General features: G+C 69.2%; 20 protein-coding genes. 11 read left to right on the top strand and 9 right to left on the bottom strand.

The annotated features are described in order from the left end of the window. Window positions 1–31: 31 nt before the first annotated feature. Both ACZ5YD_RS05125 and ACZ5YD_RS05120 read right to left on the bottom strand, forming a co-directional pair. Window positions 32–328, bottom strand: a complete 297-nt coding sequence (locus ACZ5YD_RS05125; protein WP_379744817.1) for a chorismate mutase — start codon at window positions 326–328, stop codon at window positions 32–34. A gap of 15 nt (window positions 329–343) precedes the next feature. Continuing rightward, window positions 344–1255 (bottom strand): shikimate kinase, encoded by a 912-nt coding sequence (locus ACZ5YD_RS05120; RefSeq protein ID WP_379744820.1) that lies wholly within the window; start codon window positions 1253–1255, stop codon window positions 344–346. Window positions 1256–1383: 128 nt separating this feature from the next. On the opposite strand from ACZ5YD_RS05120, the gene ACZ5YD_RS05115 reads away from it, so the two are divergent. Next, the gene (locus ACZ5YD_RS05115) at window positions 1384–1845 is read left to right on the top strand and encodes a DUF5796 family protein (protein WP_379744823.1); all 462 of its coding nucleotides are present in this window, start codon (window positions 1384–1386) and stop codon (window positions 1843–1845) included. A 79-nt stretch (window positions 1846–1924) separates the two neighbouring features. Here the strand turns inward: ACZ5YD_RS05115 and ACZ5YD_RS05110 are convergent, their stop codons facing one another. Continuing rightward, window positions 1925–3607, bottom strand: a complete 1683-nt coding sequence (locus tag ACZ5YD_RS05110; protein ID WP_379744826.1) for an acyl-CoA mutase large subunit family protein — start codon at window positions 3605–3607, stop codon at window positions 1925–1927. Window positions 3608–3750: 143 nt separating this feature from the next. Between ACZ5YD_RS05110 and ACZ5YD_RS05105 the strand changes: the two genes are divergently transcribed. Next, complete coding sequence (locus ACZ5YD_RS05105) at window positions 3751–4143, top strand: nascent polypeptide-associated complex protein (protein ID WP_379744829.1); 393 nt, start codon at window positions 3751–3753, stop codon at window positions 4141–4143. Next, complete coding sequence (locus ACZ5YD_RS05100) at window positions 4140–4883, top strand: 50S ribosomal protein L11 methyltransferase (protein WP_379744832.1); 744 nt, start codon at window positions 4140–4142, stop codon at window positions 4881–4883. Before ACZ5YD_RS05105 ends, ACZ5YD_RS05100 begins: the two co-directional genes overlap by 4 nt. Before the next feature lie 61 nt (window positions 4884–4944). On the opposite strand, the gene ACZ5YD_RS05095 is transcribed toward ACZ5YD_RS05100, so the two are convergent. Then, a complete protein-coding gene (locus ACZ5YD_RS05095; protein WP_379744835.1) occupies window positions 4945–5271 on the bottom strand; it encodes a transcription factor S in 327 nt (108 codons plus the stop codon). 102 nt (window positions 5272–5373) lie between these two features. Here ACZ5YD_RS05095 and ACZ5YD_RS05090 point away from each other — a divergent pair, with 102 nt between their 5' ends. The 3 genes from ACZ5YD_RS05090 (at window position 5374) to ACZ5YD_RS05080 (ending at window position 10646) form a co-directional block, all read left to right on the top strand. Then, the gene (locus ACZ5YD_RS05090; RefSeq protein ID WP_379744838.1) at window positions 5374–7482 is read left to right on the top strand and encodes a hydantoinase/oxoprolinase family protein; all 2109 of its coding nucleotides are present in this window, start codon (window positions 5374–5376) and stop codon (window positions 7480–7482) included. Next, the gene (locus tag ACZ5YD_RS05085; protein ID WP_379744841.1) at window positions 7479–9146 is read left to right on the top strand and encodes a hydantoinase B/oxoprolinase family protein; all 1668 of its coding nucleotides are present in this window, start codon (window positions 7479–7481) and stop codon (window positions 9144–9146) included. Before ACZ5YD_RS05090 ends, ACZ5YD_RS05085 begins: the two co-directional genes overlap by 4 nt. 192 nt (window positions 9147–9338) lie before the next feature. Continuing rightward, complete coding sequence (locus ACZ5YD_RS05080) at window positions 9339–10646, top strand: MFS transporter (protein WP_379744844.1); 1308 nt, start codon at window positions 9339–9341, stop codon at window positions 10644–10646. Between the two features lie 57 nt (window positions 10647–10703). Here the strand turns inward: ACZ5YD_RS05080 and ACZ5YD_RS05075 are convergent, their stop codons facing one another. Beyond that, window positions 10704–11108: a CBS domain-containing protein gene (locus ACZ5YD_RS05075; protein ID WP_379744847.1), complete on the bottom strand. Its 405-nt coding sequence runs from the start codon at window positions 11106–11108 to the stop codon at window positions 10704–10706. Window positions 11109–11234: 126 nt separating this feature from the next. Then, entirely contained in the window at window positions 11235–12008 is a 774-nt protein-coding gene (locus ACZ5YD_RS05070) for an enoyl-CoA hydratase/isomerase family protein (protein ID WP_379744850.1), read from the bottom strand. A gap of 197 nt (window positions 12009–12205) precedes the next feature. Here ACZ5YD_RS05070 and ACZ5YD_RS05065 point away from each other — a divergent pair, with 197 nt between their 5' ends. Continuing rightward, window positions 12206–12712 carry a DUF5797 family protein gene (locus ACZ5YD_RS05065; RefSeq protein WP_379744853.1) on the top strand — a complete coding sequence of 169 codons (507 nt, stop codon included), beginning with the start codon at window positions 12206–12208 and terminating at the stop codon, window positions 12710–12712. Between the two features lie 48 nt (window positions 12713–12760). On the opposite strand, the gene ACZ5YD_RS05060 is transcribed toward ACZ5YD_RS05065, so the two are convergent. The 3 genes from ACZ5YD_RS05060 to ACZ5YD_RS05050 form a co-directional block, all read right to left on the bottom strand. Beyond that, window positions 12761–13753: an ornithine cyclodeaminase family protein gene (locus ACZ5YD_RS05060; protein ID WP_379744856.1), complete on the bottom strand. Its 993-nt coding sequence runs from the start codon at window positions 13751–13753 to the stop codon at window positions 12761–12763. A gap of 82 nt (window positions 13754–13835) precedes the next feature. Then, complete coding sequence (locus ACZ5YD_RS05055; protein ID WP_379744859.1) at window positions 13836–15020, bottom strand: MFS transporter; 1185 nt, start codon at window positions 15018–15020, stop codon at window positions 13836–13838. A 7-nt stretch (window positions 15021–15027) separates the two neighbouring features. Next, entirely contained in the window at window positions 15028–16242 is a 1215-nt protein-coding gene (locus tag ACZ5YD_RS05050; protein ID WP_379745602.1) for a M24 family metallopeptidase, read from the bottom strand. 153 nt (window positions 16243–16395) lie between these two features. Here ACZ5YD_RS05050 and ACZ5YD_RS05045 point away from each other — a divergent pair, with 153 nt between their 5' ends. From ACZ5YD_RS05045 to ACZ5YD_RS05030, 4 genes are all read left to right on the top strand, one after another. After that, entirely contained in the window at window positions 16396–16788 is a 393-nt protein-coding gene (locus ACZ5YD_RS05045; protein WP_379744862.1) for a winged helix-turn-helix transcriptional regulator, read from the top strand. A 269-nt stretch (window positions 16789–17057) separates the two neighbouring features. Further along, the gene (locus tag ACZ5YD_RS05040; protein ID WP_379744865.1) at window positions 17058–18023 is read left to right on the top strand and encodes a transcription initiation factor IIB; all 966 of its coding nucleotides are present in this window, start codon (window positions 17058–17060) and stop codon (window positions 18021–18023) included. Between the two features lie 164 nt (window positions 18024–18187). After that, window positions 18188–18664, top strand: coding sequence for an NUDIX hydrolase (locus tag ACZ5YD_RS05035; protein ID WP_379744868.1), 477 nt, complete (start codon window positions 18188–18190; stop codon window positions 18662–18664). A gap of 177 nt (window positions 18665–18841) precedes the next feature. After that, window positions 18842–21334 carry a DUF7527 domain-containing protein gene (locus ACZ5YD_RS05030; protein ID WP_379744871.1) on the top strand — a complete coding sequence of 831 codons (2493 nt, stop codon included), beginning with the start codon at window positions 18842–18844 and terminating at the stop codon, window positions 21332–21334. Window positions 21335–21359: the final 25 nt, after the last annotated feature.

Below are 21359 nucleotides of genomic sequence, written 5' to 3'. Positions count from 1 at the left end.
GTTAGAATCCCTGAAACGCCTTTTTTATCGCCTACCGACTCTCCCGCTGTTCCACCTTGTTCAACTCGATCAAAAGCCGGAAGATCGCCTTCACGAGGTTGGCGTCGACGTCGAACTGCTCCGCGTTCTCGCCGGCGCGCTCCATCACGCGGGCCTCCTGTGACTCGTCGGTCGTGGGGAGGTCCCGCTCCGCTTTGACCCGGGCGACGGTGTCGGCGACGTAGGTCCGGCGGGCGATCAACTCGACGATCTCGCGGTCGATGTCCTCGATCTCGGCGCGCAGCTCGTCGAGTTCCATCTGTTCGGGGTCCGCGTCGTTCGTGCTCATGGATCCCCCTCGTCGTCACTCCGCAATAATCCTTGCACCATCGTTCCGGGTCGTCGTGGATCGGACGGTTCCGGAACGCTCGGACCACAGCTCCCGAACGCGATCGAGATCCGCCTCCGGGTCGCCGGGGTCCGCGACGGCGACGACGCTCGGGCCGGTTCCCGAAAGCGACACGCCGGAGACGTGCGGCATCGCCTCGACGGCCGGATCCGGCGAGAACCCGAGCGCCGCCGAGAACGCGAGCCCGTTCACCGACATGGCCTCGGCGTACCGTCCCTCCAGGGCGAGGTCGGCGACGAGGTCCGCCATCGGTGCCACGTTCCGGCAGCGGTCGAGGTCGGCGTCCGCGCTGTAGGAGCGCTCGGGCGGCGTCCAGACGAGCACGTCCCACTCGACCGATCCGCGATCGAGCAGCTCGTCCGCGGCGTTGTCCGTGACCGTGAGGCCGCCGAGCATCGACGCCGTGGCGTCGTCGAAGGCCCCGGTGACCGCGACGCCCGTCTCGCGTGCGGCCTGCACTCCGAGGCGGCACGCCTCTAGACGGTCGAGGTCGGCGCCCATCCCCTCCTCAGTCTCCCCGTGAGCCCCGGAGACGGTGGCTCCGAGCGCGTCACACGTCGCGAGCACGGTCGCGTTCGCGGCCGCGCTCGAGCTCTTGAGTCCCGCCGCGAGCGGCACGTCGCTTTCGGTCCTGACCGTTCCGCCCTCGCCGTCTCCCCAGCGCTCGGTCGCGAGCTCGACGCAGCGTTCGATGAGCGCCGTTTCGGCCTCCGGGTCCTCGGCGATCTCGCCGTCGACGCCGTCGGAATTCGGATCGAGTTCCACCGTCGCCCGGGTCTCGACGTCGAGGCCGAACGCCGAGCCGGTCTCCGTCGCGAGCGCGTTGAGTACCGTCCCCGCACCGAGTGCGGCTGCCCGTCCGTGCATACCGATCGAACCGAGGGCGCCCGCAAAGGTGTGACGGTCCCGGGTACGTCTCTTCGGTCCGATGGCACTCCACGACCGGCCGCCCGACCGAGCGCGCCGCTTTTGGGGCCGCCGGCCCAACTGACGGTATGTCCGCCAACGCGCGCTCGGAGGTCCCGCCGAGCACCATCGGCGTCGAACTCCGCGAGGAAGGCGTCGTCGTGGAGTATCTCGACGGCCGAACCACGCTGTATCGAGGAGCGCCCTCGGCGGTGGAGGGAACGCTCACCGCCGCTCCCGGCAAGGAGATGCACGTCCTCGTCACCGATCCGACGGAGACCGAGGGCGTGATGACCTACGTGAACGACCTGAAGACCCACGACGAGATCCTCGAGGACACCGGCGTCGGCCGCGTGATCTTCGAACCCGGGGAGGGGGAGGAGCTGTTCCCCGGCGTCGCTGCGAGACGGACCGGCGAACGAGCCCAGATCGAGGCCGATCCGGAGGTCGCCGGCGGGCGCGTGTTCGTCTTCGTCGAGGACGACTGGAGCGAGCGGAGCTTCGAGATCGTCTCGCCTCCCGAGGGAGGCGTCGGAAGCTTCGAGGGATAGGTCACCCTCGTCGGGATATCCGACGGGAGATAGCCATCGGACGGCGAAGGGCCAAACGGCGAGGGGATCGCCGTCCCACTCAGAGCGCGGAGCCGGGCTGATACTCCCCGAACTCCTCGCGGAGCACGTCGCAGATCTCTTGAACGGTGGCGTATCGTTTCACCGCCTCGACCATGTACGGGAGGAGGTTTTCCTCGGCGTTCGCGGCCTCCCGGATCGCCTCAAGCGCCTCCTCGACGGCCTCGGAGTCACGCTCGTCCTTCACCGCCTCGAGGCGCTCGCGCTGTTCGTTCTCGCGTTCGGGGTCGACCTCCTCCAGGTCGATCTCCGGGTCCTCGTCGCTCTCGTACTCGTTGACGCCGACGATGATCCGCTCGCCCTCCTCGATCTCGCGTTGCCGCTCGAAGGCGACGTCCTGTATCTCGCGTTGGACCCACTGGCTCTCGACGGCCGGAAGCATCCCTCCACGCTCGTCGACCGACTCGATGATCGAAACGGCGCGCTCCTCGATCCCGTCGGTCAGGCTCTCGACGTAGTAGGACCCGGCGAGGGGATCGATCGTGTCGGCGGCGCCGGACTCGTGGGCGAGGATCTGCTGGGTGCGAAGCGCCGTCCGGACCGACTGCTCGGTGGGCAACGCGAGCGCCTCGTCCTTCCCGTTGGTGTGGAGGCTCTGGGTCCCGCCGAGGACCGCCGCGAGCGCCTGGTAGGCGACCCGGACGACGTTGTTCTCGATCTGCTGGGCGGTGAGCGTCGATCCGCCGGTCTGGGTGTGGAACTTCAACTGCTTCGCCTTCGAGCTCTCGGCGTCGAACCGCTCCTGCATGATCTTCGCCCACAGCCGCCGGGCCGCGCGGAACTTCGCCGCCTCCTCGAAGATGTCGTTGTGCGCGTTGAAGAAGAAGGACAGCTGGGGTGCGAACTCCTCGACGTCGAGTCCGGCGTCGACGGCGGCCTCGACGTACTCGATCCCGTTACCGAGCGTGAAGGCGACCTCCTGGGCCGCGGTCGAGCCGGCCTCGCGGATGTGGTAGCCCGAGATCGAGATCGTGTTGAAGTTCGGGGTCTCCGCGGCGCAGAACTCGAAGACGTCGGTGATGAGCCGCATCGAGGGCTCGGGCGGGTAGATGTAGAGGTTCCGGGCGATGTACTCCTTCATGATGTCGTTTTGGATGGTCCCGCGAAGCTGCTCGCGGGGGACGCCCTGCTGGTCGCCGATTGCGACGTACATGGCCAACAGGACGGCCGCGGGCGCGTTGATCGTCATCGACGTCGAGACCTCGTCGAGGGGGATCCCCTCGAAGACGCGCTCGAAGTCGTCGAGGGTGTCGATCGCGACCCCGGACCGGCCGACCTCGCCCTCGGCCATCGCGGCGTCGGAGTCGTATCCCATCTGCGTCGGGAGGTCGAACGCCATCGACAGTCCCGAGGACCCCTCCTCGATCAGGTAGTGGAACCGCTCGTTCGTCTCGCTCGCGGTTCCCATGCCCGCGTACTGGCGCATCGTCCAGAGCCGTCCGCGGTGCATCGTCGAGTAGACGCCGCGGGTGAACGGCTCCTCGCCGGGAAAGCCGAGATCCTCCTCGTACTCGAGGTCGGCGACGTCGTCGGGTGTGTAAAGCGGGTCGATCGGCTGGCCCTCGGTGTCCGTCTCGAAGGCGTCCTCGCGCTCGCCGAAGCGGTCGACGGTGGGTCCGTAGGTCTCCTCCTCCCACTCGTCTTTCGCCTCGCGGATCGCCTCCAGCTCGTCCGGATCGTACATTACCGATCCCTCGGCGCGTTCGGGACTTAACTCTTGGAGGGTGAGGGATCGCCCCCGGTTCCGGCTCGAGGCCGAACGATCGGGCTCGAGGTCGAACGATCCGGTCCGTCACCCTTTTCCAATCAGGCGTCGACTCTCGGCGTATGCTTGGAGGCGGCGGGATGAACCCGCGGAAGATGAAACAGATGATGAAACAGATGGGGATCGACGTCACCGAACTCGACGTCGAGGAGGTCGTCATCCGGACCGACGAGGAGGACCTCGTCTTCGACGGCCCCCAGGTCACCCGGATGGACGCCCAGGGCCAGGAGACCTACCAGGTCGTCGGCGAGCCCGAGTCCGTCGAGGCCGGAACCGGCGGAAGCGGCGGATCCGCTTCCGGTCCCGACGGAGACGACGAGGGTGACGCGTCCGCGATCCCCGCAGACGACGTGGCGATCGTCGCGGAGCGGGCCGGCGTCCCCGAGGAGGACGCGATCGAGGCGCTCGAGGCCGAGGACGGAGATCTGGCCGCCGCGATCGCCCGTCTCGAGTGACCGACCCGGCCTACCTCCTGGTCGGCGACGGCCGGGAGTACCTGCTCGAACCGGGCGCGGAGTTCGGCACCGACCTCGGCGTCATCGAGGTCCCGGAGGACGTCTCCGGCGGCGACGTCGTCGAGACCCACCTCGGCGAGACCTTCGAGGTCCGCGAGCTCCGGCTCGCCGACCTCTTCGACCACCTCGATCGGACTGGGGCGCCGATGATGCCCCGGGACGTCGGGCTCGTGATCGGCCACGCCGGGATCGGCCGTGGCGACCGCGTCCTCGACGCCGGAACGGGGACCGGAATCCTGGCCGTCGCCATGGGGCGTGCGGGCGCCGAGGTGACGACCTACGAGCGTGATCCCGACTTCGCCGACGTCGCCCGCGAGAACATGCGTATCGCCGGGGTCGACGACGTGGTCGACGTTCGAACCGGCGATCTGACCGCGGAGGTCGACGCGCTCGTCGAGTCGGAGCCCGACTTCGACGTGCTCACGCTCGATACCGGCGACGCCGCGGACGTCGTCTCCCGTGCGCCGGAACTGCTCGTTTCCGGCGGCTTCCTCGCCGCCTACTCCCCGTTCGTCGAGGGGACGCGCTCGGTCGTCGAGACCGCCCGAGAGGCGGGCCTCGAGGGAGTGGAGTCCCTGGAGACGATCCAGCGGGAGATGGACTTCTCCGAACGCGGCTCGCGCCCCTCGACGGCCGGCGTCGGTCACACGGGCTATCTCACGTTCGCGCGGCGGCCCTGAGTCGGAGTCGGTTGGCCCTGGGGCCCGGCGTCCGGATTCTCGCGACGCGGTCTCGATCGCCTCAGTGGTCGTCCTCGCGCCACTTGTGTTCGCACTCGGTACAGACGAAAAAGCGCGTCTCCGACTCGTCGGCCGACCGGATCTGCTGCATGTACCAGTAGGCGGTGTCGTTGCCGCATTCGGGACAGTGCGCGGTGGTCGTCGGCAGCCCCTTGTCCTCGGCGTCGCTGACGTCGACGATCTCCGAGGACTCCTGGCCCTGGGTCGTGACCATCGTGGCCTCGGCCTCCTCGTCGCGCCCCTTCTCGAACCCGCAGGACGAACAGACCCAGTGGTCCTCGCCCTCGCCGGCCTTCATCATCGATCCGCACTCGTCGCAGAACTCCATGCCCGGTGAAAGCCACGCCAGGGTATATAAACGACGGGATCGTCGTGTGCGTCGTGACCCGGACGCAAGCAGCCATCGACTCGACCACGCGCGGGAGCCGACATGGTTCCTGAGGGGGCGACTCGATCGGACGCCACCGAGGGGTCGGAGCCCGACGGCTCGCGGCGGATCGGCGTCGACGTCGGCGGCACGTTCACGGACGTCGCGCTCGCGGTCGACGGCCGGCTCGTCACCGCCAAGGTGCCGACGACGGACGATCAAAGCGTCGGCGTCATCCGCGGCATCCGCGAGGCCTGCGGTCGCGCCGGAATCGAGCCGGAGTCGATCGACGAGTTCGCCCACGCGATGACCGTCTCCGTCAACGCCCTCCTGGAGCGAGCCGGCGCGCGGACCGCGCTCGTGACCACGGAGGGGTTCCGCGACGTCCTCGAGATCGGAAGACAGGACCGCCCGGCGCTGTACGACCTCGACGCGGAGAAGCCGGAGCCGCTCGTCCCCCGCGATCTGCGTTTCGAGATCGACGAACGGGCGACGCCTGAAGGCGTCCTCCGACCGGTGGATCCGGAGGACGCGGCCGACCTCGCCGGGACGCTTCGCGAGCGGGGGATCGAATCGGTCGCGATCTGCCTGTTGCACGCCTACGCGGACCCGGAGAACGAGCGCGTCCTCGCGCGAACGCTGCGGGAGGAACTCGACGTTCCGGTCTCGACGTCCCACGAGGTCCTCGCGGAGTTCCGCGAGTACGAACGGACCGCGACGACGGTCGTCGACGCCTACGTTCGCCCCGCGATCGACGACTACGTCGGTCGGCTCGTGGAACGCGCGCGTGAGATCGGCCTGCCGACTCCGCGGATCATGCGGGCCAACGGTGGAACGGCCGCCCCCGAGACGGTTCGGAACCGGGCGGTTGCGACCACGCTCTCGGGCCCCGCCGCGGGCGTCGTCGGCGCGGCGGCGACCGTCGATTCGGGATCGGACGGTAGCGGCGATGACGAGGATGATTCCGTCCCCACGGACGACGTGGATCCGCGTTCGGGACTGATCACCTTCGACATGGGAGGGACCTCGAGCGACGTGAGCCTCGTTCGCGACGGCGAGGTCGAGCGGACGACGGACTCCGCGATCGACGGCCACCCGATCCGGACGCCGATGGTCGACGTCCACACCGTGGGCGCCGGCGGCGGGTCGATCGCGTGGGTCGACGCCGGCGGCGCCCTTCGCGTCGGCCCGCGCTCCGCGGGCGCCACTCCCGGTCCCGCCTGCTACGGTCGCGGCGGAGCGGAGCCGACCGTCACCGACGCGAACGTCGTGCTCGGATACATCGGCCCGAACGCCTCGCTCGGCGGCGAGGTGGATCTCGACGCCGACGCCGCCCGCGAGGTCATGGCCGACCTCGCCGAGTCGGCCGGCCTCGAGGGTCCGATGGAGGCGGCTCGCGGCGTCCATCGCGTCGCGAACGCGACGATGACGCGGGCGATCCGGACGGTGACCGTCGAGCGAGGACACGACCCGCGGACGTTCTCGCTCGTCGCCTTCGGCGGGGCGGGACCGATGCACGCGACGGCGCTCGCGGATGATCTCGGCGTCGATCGCGTCGTCGTTCCGCGCTCGGGTGGAGTGCTTTCCGCGTTCGGCCTGCTCGCGGCCGACGAGACCTACGACGCGGCCCGGACCGTCGGGACGAAACTGGACGGGGCGGATCCCGGATCCCTGGAGGCCGTCTACGGGGAACTCGAGGAGGTGGTCCTCGCGGACGCCTCGGCGGGAGCCCGGACCGAGCGCGCCGCCGACTGCCGCTACGTCGGACAGAGCTTCGAACTCACCGTCCCGGTCGATGAGCCGGTCGATCCGGCCGCGATCACGGAGCGGTTCCACGAGGCCCACGAGCGCGCTCACGGCTACGCCCTCCCGGAGACGATCGAGATCGTCACCCTCCGAGCGACGGCCACCGTTCCGGGCGAGACGCCCGGGCTCCGGCACGAGGGCGGAGGTGATCCACGGATCGGAACCCGGGCGGTTCGGTTCCCGGACGCCGGGCGATGCGAGACCGACGTCTACGACCGAAGCCGACTCGCGCCCGGCGCGTCGATCTCGGGGCCGTCGATCCTCGAACGCGGCGAGAGCACGACGGTCCTGCCGCCCGGGTGGGGAGGCGAGATCCTCGCCGACGGCGCTCTCGTGGCGACTCACGAGGGGGTGGACGAACGATGACGGATCGATCGGAGCCGGGGCGAACGGAATCGGAACGATCGGCGTCGGAACGGATCGACCCGGTGACCCTCGAGGTGTTCCGAAACCGCCTCGAGGGGATCACGGAGGAGATGGGCCGGACCCTGATCCGCGGTGCCTACTCGCCGAACATCAAGGAGCGGCGCGACTGCTCGACGGCGCTCTTCGACGCCGCGGGACGGATGGTCGCCCAGGCCGAACACATCCCCGTCCACCTCGGCGCGATGCCGGCGGCCGTCGCGGCGGTCCGCGAGCGCGATCCGGCCCCTGGCGACGTCTTCGTGCTCAACGACCCGTTCACGGGAGGGACCCACCTGCCGGACGTGACGCTGGTGTCTGCGCTCGCGCCCGGGGCCGGAGAGGAGATCGTCGGATACGCGGTCTCGCGGGCCCACCACGCGGACGTGGGCGGGATGACGCCCGGAAGCATGCCCGCCGGCGCGCGGGACGTCCACCAGGAGGGGCTTCGGATCCCGCCGATACGGCTCGTCGCGGACGGGGAGATCCGAGAGGAGGTGCGGTCGCTCGTGTTGGCCAACGTCCGAAACGCCCGCGAGCGGCGCGCGGATCTCCGAGCCCAACTCGCCGCGAACGAGCGCGGCGAGCGCCGCCTCGGCGACCTCATCGAGGAGTACGGCCGCGAGGTCGTCTCGGCCGGATTCGACGCCGTGATCGACTACTCGCGCGACCGGATCGAGGCGGCGATCGCCGAGCTGCCGGACGAGACCTACGAGGCGACGGACGTCCTCGAGGGCGACGGCGTCACGGACGAGGACGTCCCGATCCGGGTCGCGGTCACGATCGACGGCCGGTCGATCGAGGTCGACTTCGCGGGGACGGCCGGACAACTCGAGGGGAACCTCAACGCGCCGAGCGCGGTCGCTCACAGCGCGGTCTACTTCGTCGTCCGGTGTGTCACCGATCCGGACGTCCCGCCGAATCAGGGCTGTTACGACCCGGTCTCGGTCCGGATTCCGGATGGATCGCTTCTCGATCCCGAGCCCCCGGCGGCGGTCGTCGGCGGCAACGTCGAGACGAGCCAGCGGGTCACGGACGTCGTGTTCGCGGCGCTCGCGAGGGCCGCACCGGACCGCGTTCCGGCCCAGGGCCAGGGGACGATGAACAACCTCACCGTCGGCGCGCGCGACGGCTCGTTCGCCTACTACGAGACGATCGGCGGCGGGTTCGGCGCCCGTCCGGACCGCGACGGAATGGACGGCGTTCACGTCGGCATGACGAACACGCTCAACACGCCGGTGGAGTCGATCGAGAACGAGTATCCGATGTCGGTCGAGCGGTACGCGCTCCGGCCCGGAAGCGGCGGCGACGGCGAGTTCCGCGGGGGGCTCGGGCTCGAGCGTGTGCTCAGACTCGAGGCCGACGCCACCGTCTCCGTTCTCTCGGAGCGTCGCCGTCGCGCTCCGCGAGGGGTCGCGGGCGGCGCGGACGGCGCCGTCGGCGAGAACCTGATCGACGGCGATCCGGTCGCCTCGAAGACGACCGTGGAGGCCGACGCCGGCACGACGGTGACGATCCGGACGCCCGGTGCCGGCGGACACGGCGACCCGGCGGATCGGGACCCGGATATGACGGCGAGGGATCGACGCGAGGGGAAGACCGAGGAATCGGCGGATCAGAACTCCTAACGTCCGCGGTCTGATCCGGTCGACCTCCACGGTCCATCCGCGTTCAACCGTCGGCCGTTGCGCCGCTGCGGCGCTGCGCTGTTTCGACGATCCGTCCGTCCTCGCCGTTTCGACGGGCCCCGTCCTCGCCGCTTCGACGAGCCGCGTTCGGTCCAGAAGGCCCTTTAGGTCGACACCCGAACCCGACCGTAGATGGGTTCGTTGGGAGCGGCGACGTCGGCGATCACCGACGCGGACAGGCGCGTGATCGTGCTCGCGCTGGCCCGGATGGTCGGCGCGATCGGCAACTCGTTTTTGATCGTCGTCCTCCCGTTGTACATCGCGAGCGGCCTCGTCGACGTCGAGGCGTTGCTGGGAACCCGCGTCGGGATCGCCGGCGCGTCGATCGCGGTCACGGAGCCGCTCCTCATCGGCGTCGTCCTGTCGCTTTTCGGCTTCCTCAACAGTCTCTCACAGCCCTGGACCGGTCGCCTCTCCGATCGGACCGGCCGTCGAAAGCCGTTCGTCCTCGCCGGGATCGCGCTTCTCGGAACCGCGAGCGGCCTGTACGTCCTCGCGAGCGAGTACTGGATGCTCGTCGTCCTGCGTGCCGCCCAGGGACTCGGCGCCGCGTTGACCATCCCCGCCGTCGTCGCGCTCGTCAACGAGTACGCCGCGAGCCCGAGCGAGCGCGGCGGGAACTTCGGCGTGTTCAACACCTTTCGCCTGATCGGCTTCGGATTCGGGCCGATCCTCGCCGGGATCATCGTCGAGCGGGGACCCTACGATCTGGGCGTCGTCGGCCTCGACGGAAGCCTCTCCGGATTCGACGCGTCCTTCGTCGCCGCGTGTGCGGGTGCGTACCTCTCGTTCGCGTTAGTGTACCTCCTCGTCTCCGACACCGAGGAATCGGCGCGAGCCGCCGGGACCGACGTGTCGATCCGGATCCGCGGCGAGGACCGGCTCCTCGATCCGGTCTTCGTGCTCGGGCTCGCGACCGTCGCGATGGGCGTGTGCATCGCCCTCTTCGCCACCCTGCAGAACCAGGTCAACGTCCGGCTCGACCAGGCGCCGGTCTGGTTCGGCACCCAGTTCGCGGCGGTCACGATCACGAACGTGATCCTCCAGGTCCCGGTTGGGCGGGCCTGCGACCGGTTCGGCCGCCGGCCGTTCCTGCTCGCCGGGTTCGTCCTGCTCGTCCCCTCGACGCTGTTTCAGGGGATCGTCCTCACTCCGGAGGCGATGCTCGTCGTACGGCTGATTCAGGGGGTCGCGGTCGCGCTCGTGTTCGCTCCCTCCCTCGCGCTCGCCGGAGACGTGGCTCGCGAGGGTGAGTCCGGATCCACCCTCTCGATCCTCACCATGGGGTTCGGATTCGGCATCGCTCTCGGCCCGCTCACCTCCGGGATCCTCGTGAGCTACGGCTTCGTCGTTCCCTTCGCGGTCGGCGCGTTCCTCGGGGTCGTCGCGCTGGTCATGGTGATCACGCAGGTCGAGGAGACGCTCGGCCACGCGACGTGAGCGCGGTCGTCGGGGTGGCGACCCGGAACGGGAATCGAACGCACCGTGCGGTCCGCCTCAGACCGTCCGCTTCGTCTCCAGACCGGAGAGGTACTCCGCCAGGTCGGTGGTCGAGACGATCCCGATGACCCCGCCGTCGTCGTCGACGACGGGCAGGTGGTGAACGCCGAGGTCGACCATGCGATCCGCGACCTCGATGATCGGGTCCTGGGCGCTCGCCGTCGTCACGTCCGTGCTCATGTACCGCTCGACGGTCGTCTGTGCCTTCGGCTTGCTCGCGGCGACGATGGCGACGAAGTCGGTCGAGGTGAGAATTCCCTCGAGACGCCCGTCGTCGTCGACGACCACGAGCGATCCGACGCCCCGTTCCAAGAGCAACGAGGCCGCCTCCTCGACGAAGGTGTCCGGGTGGACGGTGATCACGTCGCTCGTCATCACGCGGCCGACGAGGATGTCTTCCATGTCCGTTCGCATGCCATCGGCTCGCATAAGGGTGTCGGGAGCGCGTCGCCCCGGTCGATCAGGTGGGTTCGGTCGGTCCCGTCGATCCGTTCGATCCGGCTCGATTGCGTGTCGTCGTCCCGGCCCTCACTCGAAGTCCGGATCGCGCTTCTCGAGGAAGGCGCTCATGCCCTCGCGCTGGTCGTGCGTGCCGAACAGCCCCGACCAGGTCCGACGCTCGAACCGCAGGCCGGACGCGAGGGGCTGTTCGTGGACCGCATCGAGCGCCCGTTTTGCGGCCGCGAGCGCGAACCGCGGCTTCGAGGCGAGTTCCGCGGCGATCTCGGCGACGTGTTCGTCGAGTTCCGCGTGGGCGACGACCTCGCCGACGAGCCCGATCTCGTGGGCGTCCGTCGCGTCGAGTCGGTCGCCGAAGAACACGAGTCTGCGGGCGGTCTCGTCGCCGACGATCCGCGAGAGCCGCTGCGTGCCGCCCCAGCCGGGGATGATCCCGAGGTCGATCTCCGTCTGACCGAGGGTCGCTCGCTCGGAGGCGACCCGAAGGTCGCACGCCAGCGCGAGCTCGCAGCCGCCCCCGAGGGCGTGTCCGTTGATCGCGGCGATCGTCGGGCCGGGAAACGACGCGATCGCGTTCGTCACGCGATGGCCCAACTCGGCGTACGCCTGCGCCTCCGGCGTCGTCAGATCGCGCATGTATGAGATGTCCGCGCCGGCCACGAACGCCGTGTCCCCGGCGCCGGTCACCACGAGGACGCGCGCCTCGGAGTCCGCCGCCTCGTCGAGCGTGGTCTCCATCGCCTCCAGCGTCTCGACGTCGAGCGCGTTGAGCGCGTCCGGGCGATCGATGGTGAGCGTTGCCACGCCGTCCTCCCGCTCCAGCCTGATTGTCTCGTCCGCCATGGATACCGTCTCTCGCGGCTCGGTCAAAACCGTTCCCCAGCCGCGCGGCCGTTGTACCCGTTCCTCGATCCGGCGGGATCGTCTTCGATCCCACCGAGGCGCCTCGATTCCCTCGGGCGCTTCGATCTCGTTGAGGCGCTTCGATCCCACCGAGGCGTTTCGGAACGTCCTTACAGACGCGAACGATACCCCACCCCATGAGTCTCACCGACGAGGAGTTGGCCCGGCTGGCCGACGTCGTGCGGTTACAGCCGACGAAGAACGCGGCGCTGCAGGAGGCGTGGGACATGGAGTCGGGAAGCGAGGTCCACGGCTACCTCGAGTCCCACCTGAAGGACCACTACTACCGCGACGACGACAGTCTCATCCGCGCAACGCCCGAGGCGGCCGACCTCGTCGACGTCGAACCCGGGATCGAGGCGGACGCGAACGATCCGAACGGCACGCCGAGCGTCATCCGCGTCCCCGAACTCGAGGCACGCGTGTTCGACGTCGTCGCCGGACCCGACGAGCGCTCCGAGTCGGTCGTGAGCGTCCTGCGAAAGGTCCGCGAGGAGTTCGACCTCGATCCCGACGTCGAGGACGTCCGACGCGCGCTTCGGAGCCTGGAGCGCAAGAACGTCGTCGAGACGGTCTACCGGACCGTGCCGACCTTCCGACTCGCCGTCGAGCGTGCGGAGATCGACGTCGAGATCGCGGAGTAGGAGGATCGACGCCGCTTCTGGCCACCGCGCGTACGTCGCGAGCTGAGACTACAGCCCGATCTCGGTTCCGACGCCCGCCGAAAGCGCCGCCTCGTGGAGGTGTTCGGCCGCGGCGGCATCGAGCACCGCGGTCCCGACGGACTCGACGACGATGACCTCCGAGTCCGTCTCGCGTCCCGCCGCTCCCGACAGCGCCGACGAGAAGGGGATCAGCTCGTCGGCGAACGCCGACGGCACGTCGCCCGTCTCGGCCGCCTCCGAGGGGACGTCCGCGAAGATCCGGTCCGCGCGGCGCATCGTCCGCTCGTCCAGTTCGCGCATGGACTCCGTGTAGGCACCGATCGCGACCACGAGCGCCCCGTCCCGCAGATCGCGGCCGTCGAACACCGAACTTCGCGCCGTCGTCGCGGTGACGACGACCGTGGCGTCCGTCACGGCCGCCGCGGCCGACTCGACGGGGACCGCGTTGATGCCCTCCGCCTGCAGGTCGCTCGCGCACGCGACTCGCGAGTCGCTCGGGGAGTACACCCGAACGCGCTCGAGGTCGGTCGCGGCGTCGATGGCGCGCGCCTGCCACCGCGCCTGCTGGCCGGCCCCGATCAGCCCGAGCGTCACCGGCCCCTCCGGCGCGAGCGCCCGTGCCGCCAGGCCGCCGATACAGCCGGTTCGGGCGTTCGTCACCCGAGATCCGGCCATGTAGGCGACCGGCTGCCCGGTGGCCGCGTCGGTCACCGCGATCGTGGCGTTGACCGTGGGGAGTCCCCGCTCCGCGTTCCCCTCGTGGACGCCCACGAGCTTCGTGGCGTAGGTGTCCGCGCCGTGGATGTACGCCGGCATCGCCAGCCCGGTCCCGAGCGGCTCGTCGCTGGCCGCGCCGTCCGGATCTCCCGGCGGGACGAGCCCCTTCCCGACCGGGAAGTGCGGGCGTTCGGGACGTTCGACCTCGCCGCGACCCTGACGCTCGAAGGCCTCCTCGACGACCGCGAGCAGCTCCGTGAGATCGAGCACCGACTCGACGTCGGAATCGGAGAGTACGCGCATACCGTCCCCACGGACGGGGCCGAAATAACGCTCCCGGCCTCACGGTCCGCCTCCCGGCACGTTTCGTCCCGGATCGCCCACCTCACAGTCCGAGTCTCCCAATCCGGTTGATCGCGAGCGCGGCGAGGCCGAGCCCCATCACCGCGGCCAACAGGCCGAACGCGGCGAGCCAGCCGGAGAGATCCGAGACGGTGCCCACGATCACGCTCCCGCTCGCGCCGAGGATCATGTAGACCGTGCGGACGAGCCCGAATCCGGCCCCCCGCTCGGCGTCCCCGAGGAGGTCCATGAACCGCGACTGGATGGGCGCTCCCCACGACATCGCCACCCCCAACACGATCGTCGACGCCACGAGCACCGGCGGTCCGGCATCGTTCGCGGCCGCGTACACGAACCCGCCGAATCCAACCACGCCCGCGCCCATCGTGACCGTCGCCGTCACGTCGCGTCCCCACCGGTCCGAGAGAGCGCCCGTCAGGGGCTGGGTCCCGCCGTGGACGAGGAAGTACAGCGAGAACAGCAGGCTCGCCGACGCCGTCGAGAGCCCGGCCGCGTCGGTCAGGAACGCCGGCAGAAACGACGCCGTCGCCTGCCAGCAGAAGGCGCCGACCATGGAGAGTCCCGTCGTGTAAGCGATCGACGGGCGGGAGAGCAACTCGAGGAGCGGTCCGAGCGCGAACCGCTCGCGGATCGACTGGTCGGGACGGAGCGGCTCGGTGGGCCGAACGCGCCGGGCGAACAGGACGAACACGGGGATCGCGACGACCGCGCCGAGTCCCATCGCCCACCGCCATCCGTAGCGGGCCCCGACGATGGCGGCGGCGGGGGGCGCGAGCAGTCCCGCGATCGGGCCGCCGGACACGTGGACGCCGATCGCGCGTCCGATGTCGTCGAACTGCCGGGCGAGAAGCGTCGTCGCGACCGAGTAGTGCAGTCCCGCACCGGCTCCCAACACGACCGTGAACGCGATGAACGCCGCGATCGTCGGCGAGATCGCGAGCAGAACGGCGGCGGTCGCGGTGGCGCCGACCGCGATCAGGATGAGCCGTCGCTCGCCGTATCGCTCGCCGAGAACGCCGGAGGGGAACTGCGAGAGCGCGTAGGCGGCCCACATCGCGGACAGGGCGAGGCCGATCGTCGAGTAGCTGACGCCGAAGTCCGCCGCGATGAGGGGGACGACGGGGCTGATCGCGAGCCTCGCGACCATCGTCGCCGCGAACGCGAGCGTACAAAGCGAGAGGACGGTGTGCTCGTACCGCCAGTTCACCGCACGTCTACACCTCCAGTTCGATCGGATAGTCGGTGAGGGTCTCACACCCGTCCTCGGTGACGACGAGGAGGTTCTCGATGCGGACCCCGCCGACGGCCGGATCGTACAGCCCCGGCTCGACGGTGACGACGTGACCGGGTTCCAGTTCGCCGGCGCCCGGCGACAGCCGCGGGAGTTCGTGGATATCGAGCCCGACGCCGTGGCCCGTGGAGTGGATGAACCCCGTCTCCGTGTCCGGATCGCTTCGAAGCGTCGGGATCCCGGCCGATTCATACACCGCACAGGCGGCCTCGTGGACCGCCTCGCCCGTCACTCCCGGTTCGACCGCGTCGGTCGCCTCCCGAAGCGCCTCGTGGGTGAGATCGTGCCACTCGCGAACCGTCCCGTCGGCCTCGCCGCGCAGGAACGTCCGGGTCATGTCCGCGAAGTACTTCGTCGCCTTGTCGCGCGGGAAGACGTCCACGATGATCGGTTCGCCGGCGAAAAGCGGGCCCGATCCCCGATCGTGCGGGTCGGCGGCCTGCGAGCCGCAGGCCACGATCGTCTCCTCGAGCGCACAGCCTCGTTTCAACAGCGCGATCTCGATCGCCGTCTTGACGCGCTCGCTCGTGAGCGGCTCGCCGTCGTGAACCAGCGTCCCGGGCTCGATCGCCTCCTCGTCGGACCCGATCCGGGTCCTGGAGTCGTCTCCGTTCCCGTCGGTTCCCGCGATCGTCGACGACGCGATCAGGTCCTCAGCGGTAGCCATCGCCTCCTCGGTGGCTCGCTGGACCGACCGGACGTTGTCGATCTCCGCGTCCGTCTTCACCGCTCGAAGCTCCTCGAGGACCCCCGTTCGGTCCACGACGACCTCGATACCCCGTTCGCGCAGCCCGTCGGCGGTCCCGATCGGCCCTCGGGGGGGCATCGACACCGATCCCACCTCCCGACGCTCGAGGAAGGCGGCGTACATGTCGAGGCGGTCATCGCGGTCGCCGTAGTCGTACCCGTAGTCGGCGTATCGCTCGACGACGTCGGCACGCGACCGTCGACTCGCGCGTCCGTACTCGAGTCCCGAGACGAGGAGGTGGGTCCGCCCGTCCGCGTACAGGCTCAAGAACGGGTCCGGCCCGGTGAACCCCGAGAGGTAGAGCTGGTCGGGATCGTCCTGGGAGGCGTCGATCAAGTACCCGTCGGTCCCTGCCTCCGACAGCGCGTCCGCGAGCCTCGACGCGTCGATCGCGCGGTCAGCGGTCATGGAACGACGTCCGTCGGCATCCGGTATAGTGGTTGGCTTCGCGGAGAGTCTGCTCTCCCTCGGCGTCCCGGATCACGTGTCGCCACCCGGAGTTCGCACGTAATCGTTATCGATCTACGGGTTCAATTCGGGAATATGAACGACCGCACGCAACGATCGGAGGAGATCGGGGAGCTCGAGGTCTGGTGTGCGGGCGAGGAGTGGTGTCCGGTGACGACGACGTCGTCGCTCATCGGCAAGAAGTGGCACCCGGTGATCATCCACCGGCTCCTCGATCACGGCCCGAGCGGGTTCAACGAGCTGCAGACCGCGGTCGACGGCATCTCGAGCAAGGTCCTCTCGGACAGCCTGGAGGACCTCGAGGAGAAGTCGCTCGTCGATCGCGAGGTGATAAGCGACAAGCCGGTCCGCGTCCGGTACTCGCTCACCGACCACGGGCGATCCCTGCAACCGGTGATCTACGCGATGCGTGACTGGGGGCTCGAACACCTCGCGGACCCATCAGAGACCGATTCCCCGCGGGAGTGACGGGTCGGAGTGTACCCGAACCTCGAAGATCCACGGTCACCGATCCGTAACCATTATATACTCGTCGCTGGCCATCGATCGGCCGATCGATAAGAATCCCGGATCGATCGAATGCTGGATGATCGAGGCGTATCAATCCATTTTCCGATCTGAATAGTACAGAAAATTACCGATATGCTTATATGTCTCGGGCCCCTACATTATGGTGAAGGACGCGGGATCGAGACGCATCTCTCGGAGCCGATCGACGCCCGCCCGGTCACCAGCCAATGAGCGAAAACCTACGAAACGAGACCCGCGATCGAACCGAGAAGGAACGCGAGGAGGACGACGAGACCCTTCGCTGTCCCGAGTGCGGGGGCCACCTCGAGACAGACACCGAACACGGCGAGACCGTCTGTTCGGACTGCGGCCTCGTCGTCGAGTCCGACGAGATCGACCGCGGTCCCGAGTGGCGCGCGTTCGACTCGCGCGAGAAGGACGAGAAGTCGCGCGTCGGCGCCCCGACGACCGAGATGATGCACGACAAGGGCCTGTCGACGAACATCGGCTGGCAGGACAAGGACGCATACGGCCGGTCGCTGTCGAGCCGCCAGCGCGAGAAGATGCAGCGGTTGCGGACCTGGAACGAGCGGTTCCGCACCCGCGACTCCAAGGAGCGCAACCTGAAACAGGCGCTCGGCGAGATCGACCGCATGGCCTCCGCGCTCGGCCTCCCCGAGAACGTCCGCGAGACCGCCTCCGTCATCTACCGGCGGGCGCTCGACGAGGATCTCCTCCCCGGACGCTCCATCGAGGGCGTCGCCACCGCGTCGCTTTACGCCGCGGCCCGCCAGGCCGGGACGCCGCGAAGCCTCGACGAGATCGACGCCGTCTCGCGGGTGGAAAAGGACGAGATAGCCCGGACGTACCGCTACGTCGTCCGCGAGCTCAGCCTCGAGATCCAGCCGGCCGATCCGGAGAGCTACGTCCCCCGGTTCGCCTCCGACCTCGGCCTCTCCGACGAGGCCGAGATGCGCGCCAGGGGGCTGCTCAAGACGGCGAAGGAACGCGGCGTCCACTCGGGGAAGTCGCCGGTTGGACTCGCCGCCGCCGCCGTCTACGCCGCCGCGCTGCTCACCAACGAGAAGGTCACCCAAAACGAGGTGAGCGAGGTGGCGAACATCAGCGAGGTCACGATCCGAAACCGGTACCACGAGCTGCTCGATGCCGAAGAGGACGTCGCGATGCCGTGACGTCCGGTCGGATCGTCGCCCCCGACTTCATCGGCCCCGACTTCGCCGCCATCACTTCATCGGCCCCGGCTTCGCCGCCATCACTTCATCGCACCCGAGTTGATCACCATCGACTTCGCCTCGCCGATCGCGGTTTCCAAATAGCTCCCCGCCGAGGCGACGGTATGGAGACGACCCGCCACTTCACCGCGACCGTCTACCTCGTCAACGACGGCGCGACGGCTCTACACCGACACGACCGGCTCGGGATCCGCGTTCCGCCGGGCGGACACGTCGACCGGGACGAGCTCCCCCACGAGGCCGCGATCCGGGAGGCCCGCGAGGAGACCGGCCTCGAGGCCGATCTCGTCGCCGACGTGACCCCGATCGAGGGGCCGAACGGACGCGGAATCCCCGAGCCGGCCCACCTCATGCTCTACGACATCAACGTCGATGCCGACGGCCGGGTCGGCCACCAGCACGTCGACCACCTCTATTTCGCCCACGCCGACGCGAGAGAGGTCGACCCGACCGGCGACGACGAGGTCGGCGCCGACGGGTGGGCGTGGTATACGCCGGCGGACCTCCGTGCGGGTTCGTTCGACGACGACGTCGTCGAGCTCGGTTGTGAGGCGATCGAGACGGTGATGGCGACGCGATGAGGCGTCGCCGGCCGGGATAACGCACCCCCGCCGGTCGGGATAACCCACCACCGCCGACCGACGCGATGATTCGGCGACCCGTATTCCACGAAAACGGCCGATCCACGCGGGCAGGCGTCAGACGAGCGTCGTTCGCCTCCGGAAACTATTTGCCTCGCCTCCGGTGACGTATCGCCAATGGATGCCGACCGTATCGACGTCGTGACCGAGTGGGAGGGCGAGACCATCTCGGACGGCTACGCCGGGCTGCGGCGCCTCGCCGACCGCGGGTTCTCCGGTGTCGTCACCGACGGCGCCGCCTGGCTGTTCATGTTGAACGGCCGCATCGTCGGCGTTTCCGACGGCGACCTCTCGGAGTTCGAGGACGCCTCCGGGACGGCCTACGAGGCCCCCCACGAATCGCTCCCGCTGCTGTTCGCCATGCAGGAGCGCGGCGGCGAGGTGCGAACGAAGTACTACACGAACGACACGCCCGTTTCCGAGGCCGACCGAACGCTCTCGGCCGGCAACTTCACCGGGTACATCGAGCTCTCGGAGAACGTGCTGTCGGGGGACTACTACGTGGCCTACTACGGCGGCGAGTCGCTGTCGGCCGCCTTCGTGGGCAACGCCCGACAGGTGAAGACCGGATCCGAGGCGTTCGAACTCGCCGACGACGAGGTCGGGATATACACGGTCTACGAGGTCGACCTCGACGTCAGGGAGGTTCCCGAAGCGAACGGGTCCGGGCCGGGTGGCTCCGCCGCCGCGGCCGGAGCGGCCGGAGCGGCCGGATCGACCGCGGCGGCCGGATCGGTCGACGAATCCGACTCGAGCGGATCCGAAGGCGGGATCGAAATCGGCGGAACGGACGCCGGGACCGATCCGGGCGGCGCCGATCGGGGCGATTCCGCTGATCCGCCCGACACCGGACCGTCGAGCGACGTCGACGAGTCCGCCGCGACCGATCCGGCCGAAGCCGATGAACCGGCCGGAAGCGACGACGTGCGCGACGACGCCCACTCCACCGCGTCGACTTCCGCCGAGGCATCTCCCGACGCCGGCACGAACGGTTCCGATCCGGCTGAGGAGGTCGAAAACACCGGGGAAGAGGACGTCGCGAGAGAGGAGAACGTCGCCGGAGAGAAGGACGTTGCGGGTGAGGGAGAAGATCCCGATCGCGCGGATTCGACCGGCGACTCGACCGGCGATCCCGCCGCTTCGACGCCCGATCGATCCCGGAACACGTCCGGGACTTCGCGGCAGACGCGAGCCGGATCGGATTCCGAACCTGACCGGGCACCCTCCGATTCCAAATCCGACCGGGCTCCATCCGGCTCCGGGCCCGACCGAAACCCCGGAACGCGGGCACGGTCGGGCGACGACTCCGATGTGCCGGACGACGAGGACGTCTTCTCGGAGGAGGCGGAGTGGCGGGAGGCGAAGTCCATCCCGTCGCTCGATCCCTCGGAGTCGCGACCACGTCCGCCGGAGGACGCGCGATCGGGGTCGGGCGGAAACGGCGAGCGTGGCGGCCGCTCGACGAGCGCGAGCGCCGCATCGGGAGCGACGTCGAGATCGGAGTCGAAGTCGGGATCGGAGACGAAGTCCGGATCGCGCTCGGGGAGCTCCGATCGGTCCTCGACGAGCGGGGACGAGCCGTCCCCGCGGACGACCTCGACCGCCGAGGAGCCGAGAGAGGGCGCGGTGACGGAGCGCGATCGGCCCTCGGTCGAGCGGAACCGACTGAACCGCGAGATCAATCGCCTCGAGAGCGAGCTCACGCAGGCGACGGAGGAGCGTGACGAGCTGGCGGCGGAGCGCGACCGGCTCGTCGAGGAACGCGACGATCTCGAAGCGGAGACGCAGCGTCTCGAGGAGCGCGTCTCGGAGCTCGAGGAGGAGCTCGATCGGGTTCGAACCGAGCTCTCGAACGCCCGCTCCCAGCTCCCGGAGGGGGAGCGAGTCATCTCCGCGGAGGAGGCCATCGCGGAGACGAACCTCTTCATCCGGTACGACTCGAAAAGCGGCGCCACGCTCCAGAAGGTCCACGCCGGCGAGGCCGACCGCGACGAGCTCGTCTCCAACCTCCGGATCGAACACCACACGAGCTTCGAGGACGACGACGTCGTCGTCGAGGGACAACCCTACCGGGAGTTCCTGACCTCGACGATGGAGTACGGGTTCACGAACTGGCTCGTCACGGAGCTGCCCTTCGAGATCCGCGAGACGGGCGCGATCGGCGGCCTGCAGGACCTCTATGAGGTGCTTCCGGAGATCGACCGCAGCGAGATCGGCGGAACCGTCTCGGTTACCTTCACCGAGAACGGGGAGGAACACCGCGAGCAGCGGACCTTCGATCTCGTCTTGCGCGACCGGATGGGCAACCCCCTCATCGTCGCTGACCTCAACGACGGTCGGGATCCGACCGTCGAGAGCTCGCTCAACGACCTCGTCGAGAACGGGAGTCGGATCGCCGAATCGAGCGAGGAGTTCGCCGCCGGCTTCGGGGTCACCTCGAGCTTCTTCGAGCCCGAGGCGTTGGAGGCGGCCGGCGACGCGACCGGCGGCGGATTGTTGAGCCGATCGAAGAAGCGAAGCTACGTCAAGATATCCAGAAAGCGCGGGTTCCACCTGTGTCTGGCCGAGTCGCGCGACGGCGGGTTCCACCTCACCGTTCCGGAACTGTAGATCGGCTCGTCCGGACACCAACCCT

The organism is Halopenitus salinus, assembly GCF_055397165.1.
This window is presented reverse-complemented; position numbering and strand designations above follow the sequence as displayed.